A 23,708-nucleotide genomic window follows, 5' to 3' on the forward strand; every position below is an offset into this window, starting at 1 on the left:
GTCGCAATTTACAATATTTCTAATTTCTTACAACTAATTTAACTACAAATTCTCTTTTTGCAACCTTAACCTTGCTAGATTACAAACGATACATTTTACACTTTAGTATTACGAATCTAAGAAAAAGATTAAAATAACCACCTTATAAAATTTATTATTTCTAACATTATAAGAAGTAAATTAGAAACAACTATATAATATATTCTTTGTCTTATCGTTTATGTAATACAGAAAAGTAATCCAAAATAGTCAATTTAAACCCTAAGTATACATAAAACCCCGATAATCCTTCAATTAAAATTATATATTTGCTAAACAATTAATCAAATTTTTACATGAAAAAATTATCGATCGTATTATTTTTTGTGTGCTTTACCCTTCAAAACAAAGTACAAGCCCAAAATGAAACATCAATAAACACAACGGCAATGCCATTTTTATTGATTACACCCGATGCTCGTGCTGGTGGTATGGGAGACATTGGTGTTGCAACATCTTCTGATGCTTTTGCAATTTTTCACAACCCTGCAAAAACTGCTTTTAATCAAAATAGAATTAGCGTTGGTGTTAACTACACTCCTTGGCTTAGAAACCTTACTGACGATATTTTTGTTGGTGGAGGCTCATACGTTAATAGATACAGTGAGAAATCTGCTTGGGGTATAGACTTAAAATATTTTTCTCTAGGAGAAGTAGCGTTATATGATCTAGGAGGTATTTCTAATGGTACAGAAAAACCAAACGAGCTAGCTATTACGGGAATTTATTCCTTAAAACTGAGCGAAACCTTCTCAATGGGTATTGGTTTAAAATATGTACACTCTAATTATAAAATTAGAAGTAATGATTCTAGTATAGATGCTGTTAACTCTTTTGCTGTTGATGTTTCTGGTTATTATCAATCAAAAGAAGCTAACTACGGAAGTTTTAACGGTCGTTACCGCTTAGGATTTAACATTGCCAACATTGGGCCTAAAGTAGAGTATACTCCTGGTGTTCCTAACTTTATTCCAACCAATGCTAAAATTGGTGGTGGATTCGATTTTATTTTTGATGATATGAATATTTTCGGATTGAATTTAGAATTCACAAAACTATTGGTTCCTTCTAACCCCGATTCAGATAGAGGCTGGTTTGAAGGAATGTTTACTTCTTTAGGAGATAGAAGTTTTGAGGAAGAGTTACAAGAAACCACTTGGGCTTTAGGTGCTGAATATTTATACAATAATTCTTTTGCTTTAAGAACTGGATATTTCCATGAGAGCCCTAAAAAAGGACAACGTCAGTACTTTACTTTAGGAGCTGGTTTTGCTACCAAGGCATTTAATATTGACTTATCTTACTTAATCAATACCGCAGAAGTAAACAACCCATTAGAAAACACCTTACGCTTTTCTCTTTCTTTTGATTTAGGAGAGCTTTATGAAATTTATTAAAACTCATATTTTTTTTATAAATTCGTGTCAGAATATAAAAGCAGTCTAACCGACTGCTTTTTTTTGACTAATTTATTCATTATGAAGAAAATTAATGTAACCACCTCCGCTATTGTTTTTGATAATATTTCTCAATTATCACCCGAAGACGCTTTTTTACTTGAAAAAGCAGTTGAAGCTAGACAAAAAGCCTATGCCCCTTACTCAAAATTTAATGTAGGCGCTGCAATATTACTTGATAATGGAGAAGTTGTTTTAGGAAATAATCAAGAAAGTGCTGCTTATCCTTCTGGCATGTGTGCCGAACGTGTGGCTATTTGGAAAGCTGGCTCTGAATATCCAACCATGAAAGTGCTAAAAATAGCTATTACAGCTTCTTCTGAAAACTCTAAGGTTGATAAACCTGTTGGCCCTTGTGGTGCTTGTCGCCAAACATTATCAGAATATGAAATCAATCAAAAACAACCGATTGAAATCCTATTTATGGGAGAAGTTGGACAAATTGTAAAAACAGAGTCGTTACTTTCATTATTACCATTTTCTTTTGACAGCTCTTATTTATAAAGTACCTAAACATCAAAATCATAAAAAAGGTGATTGCTAATTTCTAAAAAAATAATTTAACCTCCTTTTTTTAAGAATCTAACAAATCTTTAAAATTGACTGTAAATAAAAAGGTTATTGTCAATAAAAATGTTTTATTTGTAATTACTCAATCCTAAAAATCATTTACTTTAATGAAACTATCAGTAATTACAGGAACAGGTTCCTTCATTCCATCTATCAAAAAAGAGAATGCAAACTTTAATAATCATGTATTTTTAAATGCAGACGGAACCTCTTTTGATAACCCCAACCCTATAATTATTGAAAAATTTAAATCCATTACCGGTATTGAAGAGCGTCGTTATGCAAAAGAAGAATATAAAGCTTCCGATTTAGGTTATTTTGCAGCAAAAAAAGCTATTGAAGATGCTAATATTAATCCAGAGGAGTTAGATTATATCATTTTTGCACATAATTTTGGTGATGTAAAAAAGGATGCTATTCAAAGTGATATTCTTCCAAGCTTAGCCACTCGTGTAAAGTATTTACTCCAAATTGAAAATCCAAATTGTGTAGCTTACGATATTTTATTTGGATGTCCTGGTTGGATTGAGGGAGTTATTCAAGCACAAGCTTTTATCAAAGCAGGAATCGCAAAAAAATGTTTGGTTATTGGTGGAGAAACTTTGTCGAGAGTAGTTGACATCAATGACCGTGACTCTATGATTTATAGCGACGGTGCAGGTGCTTGTATTGTAGAAGCTACTGACAAAAACGACAGTGGAATTTTAAGTCACGCTTCACAAACTTTTACTAAAGATGAAGCTTATTATTTATTCTTCGGAAACTCAAACGATAAAAGCAAAGACAAAGACGTTCGTTATATTAAAATGCACGGACGAAAAATTTACGAATTTGCCTTAACCAACGTTCCTAAAGCTATGCAAACTGCTTTAGACAAAAGCGGAGTTTCTATTGATGATGTTAAAAAAGTTTTCATTCATCAAGCAAATGAAAAAATGGATGAAGCTATTATCAAACGCTTTTATCGCTTATATAAAAAACCTATTCCAGAAGGAGTAATGCCTATGAGCATTCATAAATTAGGAAATAGTTCTGTAGCAACCGTCCCCACCCTACTCGATTTAGTTTTAAAAGGAAACATTGAAAACCAAGAAGTAAATAAAGGTGATGTAATTATTCTTGCTTCTGTCGGAGCAGGTATGAATATTAACGCAATTGTTTACAAGTATTAAAGTTTCTTAAATAGGAAGAATTTCTTGTTAAATATTCTCGCAAATCTAAAATGTAAGTACTATTTTTGCGCATGCAACAACACAACGTACTTATATTAGATTTCGGATCGCAATACACGCAGTTAATTGCGCGCCGCGTAAGAGAATTGAATATCTATTGTGAAATTCACCCTTACAACAAAATACCACAAAACTTAAACGATTTTAAAGCTGTAATCCTTTCTGGAAGTCCATCATCGGTTCGTTCAGAAGAAGCTCCACATCCAGATTTATCTGAAATTAGAGGTAAAAAACCTTTATTAGCGGTATGCTACGGAGCGCAATACTTAGCGCATTTTTCTGGTGGATTGGTAGCTCCTTCAAATACTCGTGAGTATGGTAGAGCCAATTTATCTTTCATTAAAGAAGATGAAGAGTTTTTTAAAGGAATTTCTCAAGGAAGTCAAGTTTGGATGAGTCATTCAGACACTATCAAAGAATTACCTACTGGAGGGACCTTATTAGCAAGCACGCACGATGTTGAAAATGCGGCTTATAAGATTGAAGGTGAAACTACCTATGCAATACAATTTCATCCAGAAGTATATCATTCTACTGACGGTAAACAATTATTACAAAACTTTTTAGTTACTATAGCTGGAGTTGCTCAAACTTGGACACCAGATTCGTTTGTTGACGAAACCGTTGCTGAGTTAAAAGCAAAGATAGGTGATGATAAAGTTGTTTTAGGATTATCTGGTGGTGTAGACTCTACCGTAGCTGCTGTTCTATTACACAAAGCTATCGGAAGCAATTTACATTGTATTTTCGTAAACAACGGATTGTTACGTAAAAATGAATTTACCGATGTATTAAAGCAATACGAAGGTATGGGATTAAACGTTAAAGGTGTAGATGCTTCGGCACGCTTTTTGGGCGAATTAGCTGGATTAAGTGACCCTGAAGCGAAGCGTAAAGCCATTGGTAAAGTTTTTATCGATGTTTTTGACGATGAAGCACACCAAATAGAAGATGCCAAATGGCTAGCACAAGGAACGATTTATCCGGATGTAATTGAATCAGTTTCTGTAAATGGTGGTCCTTCAGCAACTATTAAAAGTCACCATAACGTAGGTGGTTTACCAGATTTCATGAAGTTGAAAGTAGTAGAACCTTTACGTATGATTTTTAAAGACGAAGTACGTCGTGTAGGTGCTTCTATGGGAATTGATAAAGAATTATTAGGTCGTCACCCTTTCCCAGGTCCTGGTTTAGCTATCAGAATCTTAGGTGACATCACTGCTGAAAAAGTTCGTATTTTACAAGAAGTCGATGCAGTGTTCATCAACGGATTAAAAGAAAGCGGACTGTACGATAAAGTATGGCAAGCAGGTGCTATTTTATTGCCAGTAAACTCTGTTGGGGTTATGGGTGATGAGCGAACTTACGAAAAGGTAGTTGCTTTAAGAGCAGTTGAAAGTACCGATGGTATGACGGCTGATTGGGTAAATTTACCTTATGAGTTTTTACAAAAAACGTCAAATAAAATAATAAATAATGTAAAAGGTGTGAATAGAGTTGTGTATGACATCAGTTCTAAACCACCAGCAACAATTGAATGGGAATAACCCTCAATTAAATTAAAAATAAAAAAAGAGTAGATGAAGAAATTACAGTTTTTACTATTAGTTTGTATTTTAACTTTCACCGTTTCTTGCGGACAGCAAAAACGTTATGTATCGTATAAAGTTCAAGAAGGTGAAACCATGCGTGATATTGCTGATCGTTTGGATATGAAAACAAAAGATTTACTACGTTTAAATCCTGATGTTAGCAGACGTCCTGAAGCCAATACGGTAATTGTTATTCCTAATCCTAAACTTAAAAACAGTACTTCTACATCTACTCCTTCTTCAGAAAAAGAAAACGAAACGATAACTTCTGACGCTATTAACGAAGAAATTACTCCTGAAACAAAAGAAGATGACACTGTTTTTCAGCAAACCATTGTAGAGTATGAAACTCATGAAGTTCAAAAAGGAGAAACCGTATACCGAATTACCAAACAATACGGAATTACTAAAGATGATTTAATTAAGTACAACCCTGAATACACTAATATTGAAAGTAATAATTTGAGTATCGGTCAAGTACTAAAAGTTAAAGAAATTAAAAAAACAATTACTATTGACAAGGAAGAGGTTTTAGAAAAGTTTTTAACCCACACAGTTAAAAGCAAAGAAACCATGTATAGTTTAACTCGTTTTTACAACGTTTCAAAAGAAGATATTTTACGTTTAAATCCCGAATATCCTGATTTAGCAGATAACAAGCTATCAATAGGTCAGTTATTAAAAATAAAACCTATTGAAGAAGTAAACGAAGCTGAAAATTATACTTTTTACAAAGATTCTATAGAAGAAGACACATCTATAAATTTAGCGATTTTACTACCTTTTAGAGCTGATGAGTATGTAGAAAAATCAAGCAAAGATATTTTTGAAAAAAATCAATTAGCTAATATGGTAACTGATTTTTATATGGGTGCAGAAATTGCTATTGATTCTATCAAAAAACAAGGAGTAAACGTACATGTAAATGTTTTTGATACTGGTAATAGAGGAAAAAACATCGATGTTATTTTAAACGAAAATAAATTAGAAAATACCGATGTTGTTATAGGTCCTTTCTATTCAGACAAAGCTGAAGTTGTTGCAAAAGGAGTAAATGTTCCTGTTATTTTTCCTCACTATTCTAATAACCAAGAAAAATTTACCTCTTCTAAATTGGTAAAAACAGCACCTGAAAAAAGTAGGTATGCAGACTATTTAGCTTCTTATTTAAAAGACAGTTATAAAGACCAAGAAATTTTTGTAGTTGGTGATGACAAGAGTGAATCTAATCGTTTGGTTTCTAAAATTGTTTCTGAGTTAAAACGACATGATAGCATCAATAACATCAATATCTTAAAACCTGAAAAAGGATATATTAAGAGAGAACGTTTTACAAGAAAAATGTCTTCCAAAAGGCATAATTGGGTAATTATTGCTTCTGATGATAATGTTGTGGTTGCTGACGCTTTAAATAGCATGATTGGTTTACCTGATGAAATTAATGTTCAAGTGTTTTCTCCAAACAAAGGGGATGCTTATTATCGAATTGACAATAATAAACTTGCTACTATTAATTTCACCTATGTTTCTGATACTTTTACTGACGAAGACGCTATAGAAACAAAAACGTTTACTGAAAAATATTTATTAAAAAACAACACCATTCCTTCTGATTATGCTATTAAAGGATTTGATATTACATATGATATATTAATGCGTTTAGCTTCTGGTGAAAATCTTGACAACACCTTTAAAAAAGGAGTTTCTTTACGCGTTGAAAGCAAATTTGATTACCATAAAAAAATATTTGGAAGCGGCAGTAATAATGGTTTATTTGTGATTAAATACAACAAAGACCTTAGCTTAAGTAGATTGAGATAAACTTAAGATTATACTAAATAAAAAACCGAAACTAATTAGTTTCGGTTTTTTATTTACTGGTTGTTTTATAAGTAGGTCAACTTATCTTCAAAATACACTCTGTATCTCCGTTAGCTATTACGTTCTTAAAACCATCTTTTTATTACTCATACATTTGTTGATAGTACTTTTGATACTCACCACTGGTAACATTTTTTACCCAATCTTCATTTTCTAAATACCATTTTACAGTTTTTTCTATTCCTTCTTCAAATTGTAAAGAGGGTTCCCAACCCAACTCATTCTTCAATTTTGAAGAATCTATAGCGTAACGGTAATCATGTCCTGCTCTATCTGTTACATACGTTATTAGCTTCTCTGAAGTTCCTTCTTCTCTTCCTAAAAACTTGTCTACGGTTTTTATCAACACCTTTATTAAATCTATATTCTTCCATTCGTTGAATCCTCCAATATTGTAAGTATCACCTAATTTTCCTTTATGAAAAATTACATCAATTGCTCTAGCATGATCGTTTACAAACAACCAGTCTCTTACATTATCTCCTTTTCCATACACAGGTAATGCTTTGTTGTTACAAATATTATTAATAAACAACGGAATTAACTTTTCTGGAAATTGATATGAACCATAATTATTTGAACAGTTTGAAATTACAACTGGCAAACCATATGTATCATGAAAAGCTCTTACAAAATGATCTGACGAAGCCTTTGAAGCTGAATAAGGAGAATGTGGATCATACGCAGTGGTTTCTAAAAAGAAACCTTCATCACCTAAAGAACCGTAAACCTCATCAGTAGACACATGATAAAATAATTTACCTTCAAAATTGCCTCCCCAATAGTTTTTAGCTGCCTGTAATAAACTCAAGGTTCCCATTACATTCGTTCTTGCAAAAGAGAAAGGATCTTTTATCGAACGATCTACATGTGATTCAGCCGCTAAATGAATTACCCCGTCTATCTTGTATTTTGAAAAAATATCGGCCACAGTATCATAATCACAAATATCTGCCTTGATAAACGTATAATTTGGTTTACCTTCAATATCTTTTAAATTCTCAAGGTTTCCTGCATATGTAAGAATATCTAAGTTGATGATATTATACTCAGGATAGTTATTTACGAACAATCTAATCACATGTGACCCAATAAAACCTGCTCCTCCTGTAACTACTATGTTTTTCATCTTACTTTTCTTTTTTAATATTCAATATACATTTTTTTAAAGAGTCTCTCCAATAAGGAATGTTTATGGTAAAATCGCTTTTAATTTTTTGCTTGTTCAAAACTGAATAATGTGGTCGTTTAGCCAGTGTTTTATAATCTTTAGCTTCTATTGGGTTAATTACACATGATATGTTACCAAACTCCATAATTGCTTTTGCAAAATCATACCATGAAGCAACACCTTCATTTGAAAAATGATATATTTTTGAATCTCTATCTATCTTCCGATTTAAAGAAATAATATGCAAACAAACTTTCGCCAAATCTCTAGCATAGGTTGGTGTTCCTATTTGATCATAAATAACACCAAGTGATTCCTTCTCTTCTCCTAACCTCATCATCGTTTTCACAAAATTATTTCCATAAGAGGAATATACCCAAGAAGTTCTAATTACTATAGCTTCAATAAGTGAAGACTCTACAATCTCTTCACCTCTTCTTTTAGTATTGCCATACACTCCTAAAGGAGCTACGTTGTCTTCTTCTTTATAAGGCAAAAAACTTTCCCCATTAAATACATAATCCGTAGAAATATGAATTAATTTCCCTCCTCTACTTTTTATTGAGTTAACTAAATTTTCAACTCCAAAAACATTTACCTTTTCAGCCTCTTCAAGAGCCTCTTCAGCTTCATCTACGTTAGTATATGCTGCACAATTGATAACTCTATCAATCTTATTTTTTTCTATATAATTAGCAACAAGATCAGCATTCGTAATATCTAAGCTTTTTGAGTCTTCAAAAAAGAACTTAAAACTAGTATAGTTTAAAGACAATTCTTTTATTTCTGAACCTAGTTGCCCACTAGCTCCTGTAACTAATATATTCATTATTGCTTATATAAAAGGATTTTCTAACTCTTCTAACATTGGTAACTTTTGGTCTTTTTCAGATAACCTTACCTCACTTTCACTAATAGTCCAATCGATATTTAACATACTGTCGTTCCAAGCAATTCCAGCATCATATTCAGGAGCATACCGATTATCTACTTTGTACGAAAAAATAGCTTCATCAGACACTACCACAAAACCATGGGCAAAGCCTCTAGGCACGAATAATTGTCTTTTATTCTCTTCTGACAGTTCTACAACGACATACTTTCCATAGGTAGGTGATTTTTTTCTGATATCAACCGCAACATCTAACACTTTTCCTTTGATACACCTCACTAACTTTGCTTGAGTATACGGTGGTTTTTGAAAATGCAATCCTCTCAATACACCAAAAGAAGATTTTGATTCATTATCCTGCACAAAATTTATCTTTCCAATATTTTCTTCAAACTCTTTTTGGTTATAAGACTCAAAAAAATAACCTCTATAGTCACCAAACACTTTTGGTTCAATGATGACTACTTCTGGAATAGCTGTTTTTATAAAATTCATTCTTTTATTTTACAAGATTTAAAAGATATTGTCCGTAATTATTTTTCTTTAATGGCTCTGCTAATCTTTTTATTTGTGCTTCATCTATATACCCCATACGTAATGCTATTTCCTCTAAACAAGCTACTTTTAATCCTTGACGCTTTTCAATGGTTTCTATAAACTGACCTGCTTCCATTAACGAATCATGTGTTCCTGTATCTAACCAAGCAAAACCTCTTCCCATTAATTCTACTTTTAACTGCTCCTTTTCTAAATAATGTTGATTTACAGATGTGATTTCTAATTCTCCTCTTTGGGAAGGCTTTACATTTTTAGCCACTTGAATTACGTCATTTGGATAAAAATACAGCCCTACAACAGCATAGTTTGACTGAGGATTGTTTGGTTTTTCTATGATTGAAATCGCATTTCCTTGCGTATCAAAATCTACCACACCATAACGTTCAGGATCATTAACATAATACCCAAATACTGTTGCTTTGTTTTCTTGATCTACATTTAACCTAGCACTTTCTAACATCTTTGTTAAGCCATGACCATAAAAGATATTGTCTCCTAACACTAAACACACATTATCATCCCCTATAAATTCTTCTCCTATTATAAAAGCTTGTGCTAGTCCGTCTGGTGAAGGTTGTTCAGCATAACTCAACTGAATTCCTATATCAGTACCATCTCCTAGTAATTTTTGAAAACTTGGTAAATCATTAGGTGTAGAAATGATTAAAACTTCTCTAATTCCTGCCAACATTAATACCGATAAAGGATAATAAATCATTGGTTTATCGTATATCGGAAGTAATTGTTTAGATACTCCTTTTGTGATAGGATATAAGCGTGTACCTGACCCACCTGCTAGTATGATACCTTTCATATAGTAACTTTTAAATCGTTTGCTAATTTATAGAAAAAATAAAGCATTAGCAGTTTTGATGTTTTAATTTTTAATTTTGAGTGAGTGATTCAAACAAAGTGGTGAAGAATTTCAAAAACCTTTAGTTCGATATAAAATTTGCTACGATTAACCTAAAGATTTCTCTCTACGGTCGAAATGACGTGATTTTCTTTTATGTTGTTCATTTTTCCATTGATGAAAAAAGGAACCAAAAAAATCTAGACTTATTTTCCTTTTTTTGAATTCTACGTTGTATTCAGTATTCGAATCCAGACCGTAAACTCTTTGGATTCTCTTGTACTCCATAACCTTGAATTCTACTAAAAGGAAAATAGGTCGGGTTGGTTTTGCGTTCTTATGCATGAGATTGCTTCTCCCGAAGTGTCGGGATCGCAATGACGTGATTTTCTTTTATGTTGTTCATTTTTCCATTGATGAAAAAAGGAACCAAAAAAATCTAGACTTATTTTCCTTTTTTTGAATTCTACGTTGTATTCAGTATTCGAATCCAGACCGTAAACTCTTTGGATTCTCTTATACTTCATAACCTTGAATTCTACTAAAACGAAAATAGGTCGGGTTTGTTTTTTCGTTCTTATTCGTGTGGTTGCTTCTCCCGAAGTGTCGGGGTCGCAATAACAGTTTTTTATTTTTATCCTCCATTCATTTTTTGCTTGTCTAAAAAACGAATCAAAAAAGGATACTTTTTCAATATGATTTTTTGCTGTGCAGAACCGTACGCAAAACTTCGCGGTGTTTCACGACTGAATCTCGAAGCTTTTGCATACTATTCTTTGAAAAAGGGGATTTCTCCTTGCAGTCGAAATGACAAATAAAACATCATTTCGAACTGAGTTGTAACGAATACGAGAAATCTTATTAAAAGGAGTAACTCACGATTTTAAGATTTAACTACGCTGAACTTAAAGATTTCTCCCTACAGTCGCAATGACGTTTTAAATTATGATTGTTTCTGTTGCCATTTCCACGCGGAAAGCAAGGCTTCTTCTAGTGTTTCTTCTGGTTTCCAACCTAGCACTTCATTTGCTTTGGTAGTATCAGCGTACGCTGCTGTAATATCTCCTTTTCTTCTCTCAGCAATTTTATAATTTAACGACTGTTGCGTCACATTTTCAAAGGAATGAATAATTTCCATTACAGAGCTTCCCTTTCCTGTTCCTACATTGAAAAATTCAAAATTCTCTTTATTTTGTTTGTCTAACAAACGTTGTAAAGCTTTCACATGCGCTTTTGCTAAATCAACCACATGGATATAATCACGAATTGCAGTACCATCTGGAGTTGGATAATCATCTCCAAAAACTGCTAGTTCTTCTCTAATTCCTGCCGCTGTTTGTGTGATAAATGGAATCAAATTTTGTGGTATACTTAAAGGCAACTCTCCTATTTTAACAGATTTGTGTGCTCCTATAGGATTGAAATATCGTAAAGCTATGGCATTCATATTATATGCCTTACAACTATCTTTTATAATTTCTTCTCCTATCTGTTTTGTATTACCATAAGGAGATTCAGCAATCTTTACTGGAGCGTCTTCTGTAATAGGTAACTCGTCTGCTTGTCCATAAACCGTACATGATGAGCTAAAAATAAAATGATCAATATTCCTATTTTTCATTTCTTGTAACAGATAAACTAAGGCGTTGATATTATTCTCGTAATAATCCAATGGCTTTTGAACACTTTCTCCTACAGCCTTAAAAGCAGCAAAATGTATTACTCCATCAATTGTACTATCATTAAAAAAGCTACGTACTGCTTTTTTATCTCGTAAGTCTATCTGATAAAAGTCTGGTTTAATATTGGATATTTTAGTAATTTGTTCTAATACATCTATTTTAGAATTAGATAAATCATCGATAATCACTACCTCAAAACCTGAGTTTTGTAACTCTACTACGACATGAGATCCTATAAAGCCTAAACCGCCTGTTACTAGTATTTTTTTCATTTCTTAATCTTGATGTTATAACTACTTTTTAGAAACTATTTAATGACTATTCATTGTGAAAACAATCTTTATAGTCTTTAATAAAATTTTAACATCTAATTTCCAAGAATACCTTTTGATATAAAACAAATCATATTCCAATTTTTTAAGACTTTCTTCAGGAGTTGCTTTAGGTAAGTGTATTTGTGCCCAACCAGAAACACCAGGTCGTATCATATGCCTTAAATTAAAAAATGGATTTTCTTGACTATACTCCTCTACATATTTTGGTTGTTCTGGTCTTGGTCCTATCAAACTCATGTCACCTTTTAAAATATTATATAACTGAGGTAACTCATCTATTTTAGAGAATCGCAAAAATTTACCCACTGGAGTAATTCTATTATCGTTAGCCACCGTATACCCTCCATTGTTTGTCTTCATGGTTCGTATTTTATAAATTTTGAAAGGCTTCCCTCCTCTACCTACTCTTATTTGAGAGTAAAACATCGTTCCTCTTGAAGTAAGCTTGGTAAAAAAACAACCAATTATTGTTAATGGTAACGCAATAGGAAAAAGAATTAGGAAAAATAAAATATCAAATCCTCTTTTAAAGAATAATAATCTACGTTTACGTCTTAAACTAAAAATCTCATCAGAAAAATATTGATTGTCCTGTGTTTTTATAATTGGTACTCTTTTATTTATACATTCATAAAAGTCTTCAGAATCGTGAATTTCAACACCTGATAACCTCAATTTTATTAATTCATTAACTTGTTTCTTAGAAAGTTCATTTAATTGTGAATTTTCAAAAACTACAACTTTTATATCGTTTTCCTTTATATAGTTTGTGAATGTTTTTTCTGACGGCTCTAATTCTTTATAAAAGACAATTTCATATTTATCTGCAATTTTACTACTAGACAACAGTTTGTCTAGTGACTTGCTAACATTAACAAACAGACATTTTTCCTTTTTTCTTTTTATCATTATTTCATATTAAAAAGTGAACACTTAAGAATAGAAGTATTAAATCTCTAATATGTAATCACCTTTTCAGTTCACTACGCAATATTAAGAATTTTTTAAGAATTTTTAGCTTCTAAGCTATATAAAGACTCTTTTCTCGTTTTCAACTTTGAACAAAGCTAATTTATTACCAAATTATTTTTTTTTAATACTACTTTTTTTTCTAAAAATAGTATTGTAAACTATAGAAATAATTGCTGATGGGAGTAATCTTCCTGGTGGTTTCAGAGAAATATATTTTATAAAATCATAATTATTAAAGAACCTGATTTTTCTAGAAAATGTTGCAAACTTTACTTCATTAACTGCATACTTTATCCCTCTTCTTTTCTTTATCATCTGATTTCCATTTTGGACTCTAAAACTAAGTAAAACAGAATCTAAATTATGAAAAACACATCCATTATTTAATAATTTTACCCAAAGTAAATAGTCTTCCCAAAAAAGAATATCACTAGTATATCCTCCTACTTCTAATATTTTAGACTTTTTATATGTTACCGTTGGATGGTTAATTGGGTTTCTAAACTTTGCAAAACTTAAAATTTTATCATGTTCAAAAGGTAACATTCTAAACTGACCTAAATCTCCTGGAACCTCTTCAAACTCCTCTATCATTCCTCCTAAAACATCTACATCTGGATTACTTTTAAAAAAAGAAACCTGTTTTTCAAATCTATATGGCGTTGCTATATCATCAGTATCCATTCTAGCAATTAGTTCATAACTACACTCTTTTATTCCTTCATTTAAAGCATAGCCCAGTCCCATATTTTTTTTCAAAACAATAATTTTAAGAATACCTTTAAGGTTCTGCTTAAATTTATCAATAACATCATCTAACTCTTTGGTCAATGGTCCATCTTTAACTAAAACTATTTCATCTGGTTTAAGTGTTTGTTCTAAATATATACTATTTAGTGCTGATTTTAGAAACTCAGGCTTTTCCTTTATATATACCGATAATAATACTGAGAATTTATTTTCTTCCTTTATCACTATTCTTTTAATTTTTGAAAATATTTTATACTATAAATAATTGTAATGTACACAAATAGTTTTTCATTATTTTTCTTAATTCCTCTATAAGGATTTTTTCTTGAGTACACTTTATCATTTCTTCTTTTCCTACTATCATTTCTATCAGATATTTGTTTTTGTAATACAAACTTTATTATATCTACACTTTAGTCGTGGCTTTTTTACATTTCCTACTTATATCAGTTAATAAAAACTCTATTTAAAAAACTCTATTTAAAAAACTCTTTACCTTCAATATGGAAAGTATTAAAATAGCCTTTTAATTTCTCAAAAACTTCCATTTTTCCAAAAAGTAGGATATACAACACCTATAGTTCCTCAATAAAAACAATTCATTTAGATAACTTATGAGTAAGTAATTTATCCATTTTTAAAAAGTGTAACATCATCCCTCATTAAATAAATCTATATCTGAACCAATTAAATCTAATTTATTTTCTTTATAATTTTTAGTTAACGAACGAGAATAAATCTAGTTCTTTTCTTTTGATATTTTAATATTATGTTTAACAAAATGAATTTGATAATTCTTAAGATATATTTTTCTATAAAAATTACACTTTTCATTTAAAGCGATTATACTTATTATATCAATTCCCACTTTTTAATTACATTTTTGTATGTGAATCTTTCTAAGTTTCCTTTATTAATCTCAATATTTTTTTCTAAAATTAATTCCATTTTTTCTCTAACTTTTTCTACAATCGTCTCATCTGAATTACTTATTGGAACTAATAACTCTTCCAATTCATCAATTAGAATTTCTTTTGGACCAGTAGGACAGTCAACACTAATTGTTGGTGTCTCGCAAATCAATGATTCTATTAATACCCTGGGAAGACCTTCTGACTCTGAAGTCATAACTAAAGCTTTGGCTTTTGACATGTATTTATATGGATTGTCCGTTGACCCTATAAATACCACTCGTTCACTAATATTTAACTGCCTAACCAATAATTTTAAATCTTTTTCTTTGTCTCCTTGCCCAACCAATAAAAGTTTGATGCTCTTATTTTTTATTTGAGAATAAGCTCTAATCGTTAAATCAATTCTCTTTCTTTGGTTTAATCCTCCTACTGAAACAAAAAAACTATCTTTTTCAAAATCTATTTTCTCTTTTGATTTTCTAATGATTGCATCAATATCAAAAGGATTATAGATAGTGACAAGCTTTGTATTAATTTGATCTATAAAATGTTTCATTTCATCAGTAGTTTCTTCAGAAACACCTATGCATGTTACATTTTTATAATAATACTTTAAAGGTAGTATATATGCTGTAATCCTATTTTGGTAAACATTAACAGGCGAGTTTCTTAAACTCATAAAAACTTTTTCAACCCTATTTTTGTAGTAAAATATGTGTTCTAGATAACTATACATATTACTAGAGATTACCCTATCAATATTTTTATTTTGTAAAAATATTTTCATGTGATAGTTTTTAACAGGAAATTGTACCAAATTAAACAAATACCTTAGCCATATCAACAAAAACCTTATAAGATTGATATTTAAGACCTTATTCTTAAATTGTTGTTTCTTACTAAGGAAAGTATTTGACAAATTCTGATCTTCAAAATTGTTATACTTGAGCTTTTTTATACCTTTCAGTGTAATCACATATAGGTTAATATTGTCAGGAATTTTATATCTTACAATCTCTTTTTCTAGTATAATATTTACATTATGCCCTTGATCGTTAAGCCCTTTAGCAATATTTAAAATTGATTTACTTCCCCCTGTTAAATCTAAAATATGAGTATGGAACAGATATGTTTTTTTCATTTTAAAACCTCTTTGTTTCTGCATCAATTACCCCAAATCTCTTTTCTAAGAAATCAACCCCAAATGTACCTAAAAAAACTTTTTCTTTAGCGTTAATATGATACACTGCTGTAGAAAATAAAGTAATTGCAGAATTAAAAAATACACCTCCTATAGCATAAACTTCCATAGGTATATTTTTATCTATTATCTCAGCTGCCTCAAAAAATGACTTATAGTCAGTTTTTTCTCTGGGATGTGGTTTAATAAATATCTGCACTGTAGTGTCTACATCTAAACTGTCAACCACTCTTTTATACAAACCTACTTTTTCATCCTCACTACAAAGGTTATCTTCACTTAAAGGCTGAGTTATGAGTAAAACATTTTTTTTATTTAATTTAATAGGTTTTATTCTAAAAAAATCCAATAATTGAACCTTATAATTACTATTTGTAATTAAGACCAGTTCTACTTTATCTTTTATGATATCGGGTATTTTATCTACTCCTGTTAAGAATATTTTCTTACACTTAGAATTTACCCCATACGGATCCTTTATTATTAATTTATAAAAAGAGTTATTGTTTTTTTGTCTAAAAACATAATTAACTAAGCCATCTTCAATTAAACTATATTTGTTAACAGTTAAAAAGTCCGCTAGAAAGATATGATCTACTCCGTAGAAATTAATGTTCTTATTTTTTATTATTAATACCAATCTAATTGAAAAATATTTAAGTTTATAGATTAGGTATTCAAAAAGTTTTAAAAACATATTACTTGAAAGCTTTGATACTATTAACTTATTTGAAAACTTTTTCATTATTTCTTCTGAAATAGAATCTGTTGTTATTAATAGTGTAGAATTATAATCAATTTCCCCACAAGCAGCAATATAGACCAAAAAGTGATATGGTGTAACTGCTACTAAAACAGTCTTTATTTTGTTTTTTAAGATTTTGTTTATAAGTTTAATCATTATTAATCTAATAATACATTTTTATAAGGAAAAATACTATAAATATTATTAGATAACGAATATAAAAATATTACGAAATAGTAAAGTATCAGAGTATTTCCCAATACAATTCTATTAAATCTATTTTTAATATATTTTTCACTAAAGATATATGAATAAAAAATTATTTGGAAGAAGAGAAAAAAATAAGATATTCTAAAAAATATTGGTGTATAAATAGCTATAAAAGATATAATCAAACCAAGCAAAACCATATTTGATATAAAATTAAAAAACTCATCATCCTTCTTTTTAATAAATAAATAAATTATAATAAACCATATAAAATCTAAAAGAAACCTAAAACCTGTTGTTCTACTTTGCAAATATTCATATCCTGCATAATTTTCAAACTTACCAGGCAAAAATAAAAATAGGCTTCGCATAATATTATCAAAAACACCTATTAGTGACAATACGTATATACTAGATAGTACTCCAATAATAATATATAAATTAAATCTTTTTTTAGGTATAAAATACATTACAAGCATAGGAAAAAAAGAAGCATAATGAGAGAACACTCCGAGTAACCCTGCAAAGCTAGCTTTTAGATAATTCTTATGAAAAAAGTATATTGCGAAAACAAAAATAAATGGCATAGCTAAAGATTGCCTTGTAATATTAAACTGCACAAGATAAACATTTGTCAACAAAACGTAGAAAACCAAGCTTATAAACGGCTTCGGTGAAAACTTAAATATACCGTAAATCGCAATAATATTAGCCATCAATGCAACATATAGATTTCCATCTGCGTATTGTTCAGCCATTTTATACAAAAAGAAAAACAAAGGCTCGAAATAGAATTCATATTTGTTTTCCGAAATGTAGTTAAATATATAGGAATAACTATTGTAATCAGCGCCAGACTTTAAACGATAGCCAGAAATGAGACTTAAAATAAATATTATAGGTGTTCCTACGACAAAAAAATTGAATGTATATCTTTTAATTTTCATTGCACCTTCAAAAGTCTCAAAAAAGCTTTTATTCTATCCAAATCTTCCATAGTATCTATGTCTAAACTCTTTTCTACACTCATTTCAAATGATATTGTCTTATCAGTGAATAATTGTTTTGACTTAAGAAAATCTTCTACTTTTACTATGTATATAGCGCCATTAGGCATATATACTATTGGTAAATCTTGCCTTCTCATAAAAGGATAATCGTTATTTGATACTCCTTCAAGATATCCTTTTTTATTATTTTTAAAAGCTTTTAGAATTTTATTATCTATTGTTTTTGTACTGATTAAAGCTGTTGCAGCTTTTTCTTTTAATTTTTCTATAGCACTATCAATATCAGCTGCATCTCTAAGCGGAGATGTAGGTTGAAGTAATAAAAGATAGTTATATTTATTTATATCTTCAATACTATTCAACACATGTTCAATGACTGGCTCTGATGGCGTTGTATCAAGTGCAAGTTCTTTTGGTCTTTTTAAAATTTCTGAACCATTTTTTTTTGCAATATCCAAGATATTATCATCTTCACTTGACACAACTGTTTTCGTTATATATTTTGACTTTAAGCTTGCTTCAATAGTCCAAGCAATAAGTGGCTTACCTGCTAAATCAATAATGTTTTTACCTGGTAAACCTTTTGAACCACCTCTAGCTGGTATGATTGATATTATTTTCATGACAAATCTCTAAACTGTTTCTGATTTGATATTTTCCAAAAATTTTCTTTTTGTAAAAGTTCAAAAAACTTTTTATCACTATTTCCATCCCCAAAATCTACATCTTTTTCTACCCTCCCTACTCTCAATGCTTGTTCTATAGCTTTATCAATATCTTTTTCAATAAAATCAATTGATACAATGGTATTTGATTTAACTCGATTATTTTGTCTATTACCTATGTTAATTGTAGGAATATTATAATATGGAGCCTCTCTTACACCTGCGCTTGAATTACCTATAATAAATTGAGCATTTTTTAATAATACCAAAAAATATTCAAACCTTAAAGACGGAAATACTTTAAACCTTTTATTATCAGATATTCTTTCATACTCATTTAAAATAATGTCTGACCCCATATCATTATTTGGATAAATTACCACATAATTTAAATTACTTCTAATTAAACTATCAATTAAAACTTTTACATGAGTTTTTAATTTATCTGTTTCAGTAGTTACCGGATGAAACATAACAATTGCAAAATTTTCAAAATCTATATCATAATAATTTTGCACAAATTCTATAGACGGTAAGTCTTTGGAGCTCATTACATCTAAATCGGGACTACCTATGTTAAAAATAGATTGCGAATCTTCACCCATCTGAATAAGTCTTTTCTTCGCTTCTTCATTTGATGTTAAATGGATGTGCGAAAGTTTAGATACTGAGTGCCTTATTAGTTCATCAATAGTACCAGATATTTCACCTCCCTCAATATGAGCAACTAAAATATTATTTAAACTACCAACTATTGCTCCTGCCATAGCTTCTATTCTATCTCCATGTATTACAATTAAATCAGGTTTTAATTCAGATATATAATGAGAAAATCCTTCAATTGTTTTCGCTAGATTTCTATCCATATGATCAATATCATCGTGATTGATAAATGGATAAATATTTTTGAATCCTGATTTTTCAATTTCTAAAATAGTTTTTCCATATTTTGATACCATATGCATTCCTGTCACAAAAATATGTACTTCAAAAAAATCTGACTCTTGAGTTATTCTAATCAAAGATTTCAGTTTTCCAAAATCAGCCCTAGTTCCTGAAAGGAAAATAATTTTTTTACTCATTTATAATATCTTTCCAATCTATATGTTCATCACTTTCTATATCTCTACTTACTGTTTTTCCAAGTAAATCTTCAAAATACTCAGCTCTAATTGATCCAGTTCCTGGTCGTTTTACCCAAATATTTTCTTTTGTAAGTCTTTCTCCTTTTTTAATTGATTTTATTGTAACAACTGTAGCAAAAGCGAAATCAATTGTTACTTGTTCTTCCTTACTTGCCTCTTTTTTACCTCCTCTCATAAGTGCAATTTCACTACTTCCATAAATTAACTCTTGCAAGGCGATTGGATCCATCGAATTTATAATATCTGGCCCAGGACGTTCCATTTTATCAGTAAAGTGTCTTTCTAATATAGAAGCACCAAGTGCTGTTGCAGCAAAGCAAGCTCTGTTTGATGTAGTATGATCGGAAAGTCCCACTATAGCATTTGGAAACTCTTTTTGTAGCTCTTGCATAGCTCCAAGTCTAACCAAATGAACAGGTGTAGGATAAAGGTTTGTTGTGTGTAAAAGCGCATAAGGTACATTATATTTTTCAAGAATATCTACTGTTTTTCTAACAGAGTCAATATCATTCATACCTGTACTAACTATCATCGGTTTTCCAAAAGCCGCTATATGCTCTATGAGTGGATAATTATTACATTCTCCTGAACCTATTTTATACGAACTTACCCCCATTCTTTCAAGCCTGTTTGCAGCAGCTCTTGAAAAAGGAGTGCTTATAAAAATCATGCCTTTGGATTCTACATAATTTTTTAATTTAATTTCATCTTCTTCATTTAGAGAACACCTTTCCATAATATCGTATATGGATACTGAAGCATTTCCAGGGATAACCTTTTTCGCCTCTTTACTCATTTCATCTTCAACCACATGTGTCTGATGCTTAATAACCTCAGCACCAGCTCTCCAAGCAGCATCTACCATTTCAAAAGCTGTTGTTAAACTTCCTTCATGATTAATTCCTATTTCAACAATTACCAAAGGTGGATGATTTAATCCTATCTTTCTATTTTCAATTTGTATTTCTTTCATTTTAACTATTCCTTAATTTATGTATTTATTATTATTGAGCCAACCAGAAACCAAATAAAGTCTATAAATACAGTTTCTACTCATACTACCTTTACTAGTATGCAAGTTCTTATTCTTTTCAATTCTTCGTAAAAACTTACTAATATTTTTTTTATCCCAGTAATTGCACTCTAGAATTTCTTTTTTCATCCAATCCAAATTATTTAAAAGAATGCTTCCTGAATCATAACTAAATCCTAGTTTCCCTATGGCATCACTGTCTAGTGATATCTCTTTTTTTAAAATATCTCTCAATATTAATTTATTCTTAAATAGTTTTCTGTCAAATAAATACTTCTCAGGCATTTTAGAAAAATACTTAGCTACTTTCTTATTTGAAAAAGGTAATATTAAATTTGAATCAATAGTGTGGGCAAAATTCCTTGCCTTTCGTATATGAATTTCAGCAGCAGTAATCGTTGTAAGAAGATCTGTTTTACTATCAAATAAATCCCATTTTTCCCTTTTTTTAAATTCAGTACTCCAGTGAGTATATACATTTTCACATTTATGATATATTGACTTACTATCCTTATAACTCAATCCTGACATGCCAAACCATTCAGGAGGTGTTCTTAAAAATTTCATCATAAAACTTTCTGAGTTTACAAAACTTCTAAGAACCGAAAGGTAAGAGGTATACTTTGATATTGGCAAAATTTTCACATCTCTTTTACTTGGAGGAGTCATCATATATGTATCATTACCTCCGCCATCAATTATATTTGACTTTTTTAATTGATGTATTTGTTCTGTGTATAATGGATAAGCCAATGTTACGTTATCAGTTGATGGAAATGGAGAGTTTTTAAAAAAATTTATAATGCTTTCTTTATGTTTATCTCCTAACACATCAACTTCATGAAGTACTTGATGCTTAAACCCTAATTTCTTTGCTATGGAATTTGATATCTCACTTTCATCTTTATTTCCTTTTGATTTATGAGTAATCAATGTTACATTATCTTGATATCCTGCTTTTGCTAATGCTAAGGCAATGGTGTTACTATCTTTACCTGCACTATGGAATAAAAAAGTATCTTTTTCTTCATCAATTCTAGATATCGTAGCATCTGCAATCAAATCAAATATAAGTTCCTCGTCTATATTTAATTCTTTTAGTCTGTTTTCATTCTTGAAAGGAAAAACATGATTAAATTCAATACTTATCTTATCGTCTTTGGTAAATATTCTTGCGCTATCTCCAACCCCTAATATGAATATATTTTCATAAATAGTATGTGGGGGAGGAACTACACCACTTTGAAGCAAGAAAGACAACCCTTTTTCTGAAACTTTCAATGGTTTTTCAATTCTACTATCCTCTAGTAGCTCTAGAATGTCATCACTATATAACAGTTTATTTTTGACCTTATCTAAATAGATATATAAAGGGAATTCACCCGCAAGATCAGTTTTTAACTCTTGAATATCAGCTTTAATATTATATAACTTAATCATTATTTATACTTTGTTTTAAAATAAACTAATCCAGCTAATACCCCTCTTGTAGATATTAACGTGATACTTGCACCAATTGCAGAGAAAAATGGCACTAATGTAGTTGATAATAGGAAACCAAATAAAGAACCAGTGATAATAATTTTCTTGTACAAAGAATCTTGTTTTTCAACCAATAGCTTGTTAACTCCATAAGTCTGTAATATTGCCATAAAGAAAGGACTAAACGCCAGGATATAAATATAAACTAAACTATTGTAAGCTTTTGTTCCAAATATAAAGGGGACTAAGTAATATGTAGTTGAGTAAGCAAAAAAACTTAATACAGCACCACCTAAGATAGTAACTTTTGCGACCTTTTTAAAATTTCTATTATTCTTATTTAAGTACGGAAAAGTTATATTTCTTACTATGTAAATCAGTCTATTGAACACATCTATTACTTTAGTCGCTAATGAATAATATCCTACGATTTCCATTGTTGCAAAAAAACCCAATAATATATTTGAAAAATTACTATACAGATTTGGTATAAACTCTGTAATAAATATATTTAACCCATCTTTTAAAACTCGTCTTATTTTATTAAAAGATTGAAATGAAAATTTAATATCGTATTTTTTCTTTACAAAATGAATTGAGAAAATTCCTATCAATATCATACCTCCTCCATTCATTAAGGGTTGCAATAAGTAGTCATCTGGTGATGATATAAAAATGAATATACCTAATGTAAAAAACAACCTTGCACCCAAACTAAAATAACTTATATATTTCATTTCTTCTATACCTTGAAAAAACCAAGTGGGCAATAATGCATTTCCTATGACTAGTAAAAATGATAAATAAAACAACTGCCAATCATTATTAAATTTATCAAAAATCACTATCAATAAAGATAGTAAGAAGAAACTAACTAAAAGTAGGAATAATTTAGCAGTAAGAACAGTGGCAAAAATTTCTTGAATTTTTTGCTTACTCCCTATATTTTTAGATATATCTCTAGTAGCTGATAGATTAAACCCATATTCTACTAATATATTAAAGAAAAAAAGTGTTGATGTTGAGAATGCAACCAACCCAAACTTTTCAGCACCCAAAACTCTAAAAAGATAAGGCATAGTCAACAAAGGTAATATATAGTCAGCACCTTGTAGTATTGATAATGAGAAAAAATTAGACAACAATCGTTTTCTTTCTTCAGTGCCAACTATGTTTTTTATTCTTTTTATCACAATAGTGTTTTGTATTAATTTTTATAAAACTCCCCGGAATTTTATAACTAAGTAACAGTTTATTCAAGACACAAATAAAATGTAATAATCGTTATTTTAAACTTCCATATATTTTTGTTTAATCGA

Annotated in this window: 20 protein-coding genes; 5 read left to right on the forward strand and 15 right to left on the reverse strand. The window is 30.1% G+C overall.

Features of this window, described 5'->3' with window-relative positions; translation table 11 throughout:
- Nucleotides 1–335: 335 nt before the first annotated feature.
- The 5 genes from porV (at nucleotide 336) to C8N26_RS13000 (ending at nucleotide 6,711) form a co-directional block, all read left to right on the forward strand.
- Entirely contained in the window at nucleotides 336–1,436 is a 1,101-nt protein-coding gene (porV, locus tag C8N26_RS12980) for a type IX secretion system outer membrane channel protein PorV (RefSeq protein WP_028892776.1), read from the forward strand.
- Between the two features lie 81 nt (nucleotides 1,437–1,517).
- On the forward strand, nucleotides 1,518–2,000 hold the full coding sequence (cdd, locus tag C8N26_RS12985) for a cytidine deaminase (protein ID WP_120187628.1): 483 nt from the start codon (nucleotides 1,518–1,520) through the stop codon (nucleotides 1,998–2,000).
- A 173-nt stretch (nucleotides 2,001–2,173) separates the two neighbouring features.
- Complete coding sequence (locus C8N26_RS12990; RefSeq protein WP_028892774.1) at nucleotides 2,174–3,238, forward strand: 3-oxoacyl-ACP synthase III family protein; 1,065 nt, start codon at nucleotides 2,174–2,176, stop codon at nucleotides 3,236–3,238.
- Nucleotides 3,239–3,309: 71 nt separating this feature from the next.
- Complete coding sequence (gene guaA, locus C8N26_RS12995; RefSeq protein ID WP_120187629.1) at nucleotides 3,310–4,845, forward strand: glutamine-hydrolyzing GMP synthase; 1,536 nt, start codon at nucleotides 3,310–3,312, stop codon at nucleotides 4,843–4,845.
- A 33-nt stretch (nucleotides 4,846–4,878) separates the two neighbouring features.
- Nucleotides 4,879–6,711, forward strand: a complete 1,833-nt coding sequence (locus C8N26_RS13000) for an amino acid ABC transporter substrate-binding protein (RefSeq protein WP_120187630.1) — start codon at nucleotides 4,879–4,881, stop codon at nucleotides 6,709–6,711.
- Nucleotides 6,712–6,853: 142 nt separating this feature from the next.
- Here C8N26_RS13000 and rfbB read toward each other — a convergent pair whose 3' ends face one another.
- The 15 genes from rfbB to C8N26_RS13080 form a co-directional block, all read right to left on the reverse strand.
- Entirely contained in the window at nucleotides 6,854–7,900 is a 1,047-nt protein-coding gene (gene rfbB, locus C8N26_RS13005; RefSeq protein WP_120187631.1) for a dTDP-glucose 4,6-dehydratase, read from the reverse strand.
- Nucleotide 7,901: 1 nt separating this feature from the next.
- On the reverse strand, nucleotides 7,902–8,771 hold the full coding sequence (gene rfbD, locus C8N26_RS13010; RefSeq protein ID WP_120187632.1) for a dTDP-4-dehydrorhamnose reductase: 870 nt from the start codon (nucleotides 8,769–8,771) through the stop codon (nucleotides 7,902–7,904).
- 6 nt (nucleotides 8,772–8,777) lie between these two features.
- Entirely contained in the window at nucleotides 8,778–9,329 is a 552-nt protein-coding gene (gene rfbC / locus C8N26_RS13015; RefSeq protein ID WP_120187633.1) for a dTDP-4-dehydrorhamnose 3,5-epimerase, read from the reverse strand.
- Nucleotides 9,330–9,333: 4 nt separating this feature from the next.
- A complete protein-coding gene (rfbA, locus tag C8N26_RS13020; RefSeq protein ID WP_120187634.1) occupies nucleotides 9,334–10,206 on the reverse strand; it encodes a glucose-1-phosphate thymidylyltransferase RfbA in 873 nt (290 codons plus the stop codon).
- Between the two features lie 982 nt (nucleotides 10,207–11,188).
- Complete coding sequence (gene galE / locus C8N26_RS13030; RefSeq protein WP_120187636.1) at nucleotides 11,189–12,199, reverse strand: UDP-glucose 4-epimerase GalE; 1,011 nt, start codon at nucleotides 12,197–12,199, stop codon at nucleotides 11,189–11,191.
- 39 nt (nucleotides 12,200–12,238) lie between these two features.
- A complete protein-coding gene (locus tag C8N26_RS13035; RefSeq protein ID WP_120187637.1) occupies nucleotides 12,239–13,171 on the reverse strand; it encodes a sugar transferase in 933 nt (310 codons plus the stop codon).
- Nucleotides 13,172–13,345: 174 nt separating this feature from the next.
- Nucleotides 13,346–14,209 (reverse strand): glycosyltransferase, encoded by an 864-nt coding sequence (locus C8N26_RS13040; RefSeq protein ID WP_211327811.1) that lies wholly within the window; start codon nucleotides 14,207–14,209, stop codon nucleotides 13,346–13,348.
- 627 nt (nucleotides 14,210–14,836) lie between these two features.
- Nucleotides 14,837–16,039 (reverse strand): glycosyltransferase, encoded by a 1,203-nt coding sequence (locus C8N26_RS13045; RefSeq protein WP_170141657.1) that lies wholly within the window; start codon nucleotides 16,037–16,039, stop codon nucleotides 14,837–14,839.
- A gap of 1 nt (nucleotide 16,040) precedes the next feature.
- A complete protein-coding gene (locus C8N26_RS13050) occupies nucleotides 16,041–17,000 on the reverse strand; it encodes a glycosyltransferase family 52 (RefSeq protein WP_120187639.1) in 960 nt (319 codons plus the stop codon).
- Between the two features lie 2 nt (nucleotides 17,001–17,002).
- Complete coding sequence (locus C8N26_RS13055; protein ID WP_120187640.1) at nucleotides 17,003–18,001, reverse strand: EpsG family protein; 999 nt, start codon at nucleotides 17,999–18,001, stop codon at nucleotides 17,003–17,005.
- Complete coding sequence (locus C8N26_RS13060) at nucleotides 17,998–18,687, reverse strand: acylneuraminate cytidylyltransferase family protein (RefSeq protein ID WP_120187641.1); 690 nt, start codon at nucleotides 18,685–18,687, stop codon at nucleotides 17,998–18,000. The genes C8N26_RS13055 and C8N26_RS13060 overlap by 4 nt, the downstream gene beginning before the upstream one ends.
- Complete coding sequence (neuC, locus tag C8N26_RS13065; RefSeq protein WP_120187642.1) at nucleotides 18,684–19,811, reverse strand: UDP-N-acetylglucosamine 2-epimerase; 1,128 nt, start codon at nucleotides 19,809–19,811, stop codon at nucleotides 18,684–18,686. Before neuC ends, C8N26_RS13060 begins: the two co-directional genes overlap by 4 nt.
- Nucleotides 19,804–20,847: an N-acetylneuraminate synthase family protein gene (locus C8N26_RS13070; protein ID WP_120187643.1), complete on the reverse strand. Its 1,044-nt coding sequence runs from the start codon at nucleotides 20,845–20,847 to the stop codon at nucleotides 19,804–19,806. Before C8N26_RS13070 ends, neuC begins: the two co-directional genes overlap by 8 nt.
- A gap of 12 nt (nucleotides 20,848–20,859) precedes the next feature.
- A complete protein-coding gene (locus tag C8N26_RS13075) occupies nucleotides 20,860–22,347 on the reverse strand; it encodes an asparagine synthetase B family protein (RefSeq protein WP_120187644.1) in 1,488 nt (495 codons plus the stop codon).
- Nucleotides 22,347–23,582: an oligosaccharide flippase family protein gene (locus C8N26_RS13080; RefSeq protein ID WP_170141658.1), complete on the reverse strand. Its 1,236-nt coding sequence runs from the start codon at nucleotides 23,580–23,582 to the stop codon at nucleotides 22,347–22,349. The genes C8N26_RS13075 and C8N26_RS13080 overlap by 1 nt, the downstream gene beginning before the upstream one ends.
- Between the last annotated feature and the right edge of the window lie 126 nt (nucleotides 23,583–23,708).

The sequence above is a fragment of the Tenacibaculum lutimaris genome (assembly GCF_003610735.1).
GTDB classification, from domain to species: Bacteria; Bacteroidota; Bacteroidia; order Flavobacteriales; family Flavobacteriaceae; genus Polaribacter; species Polaribacter lutimaris.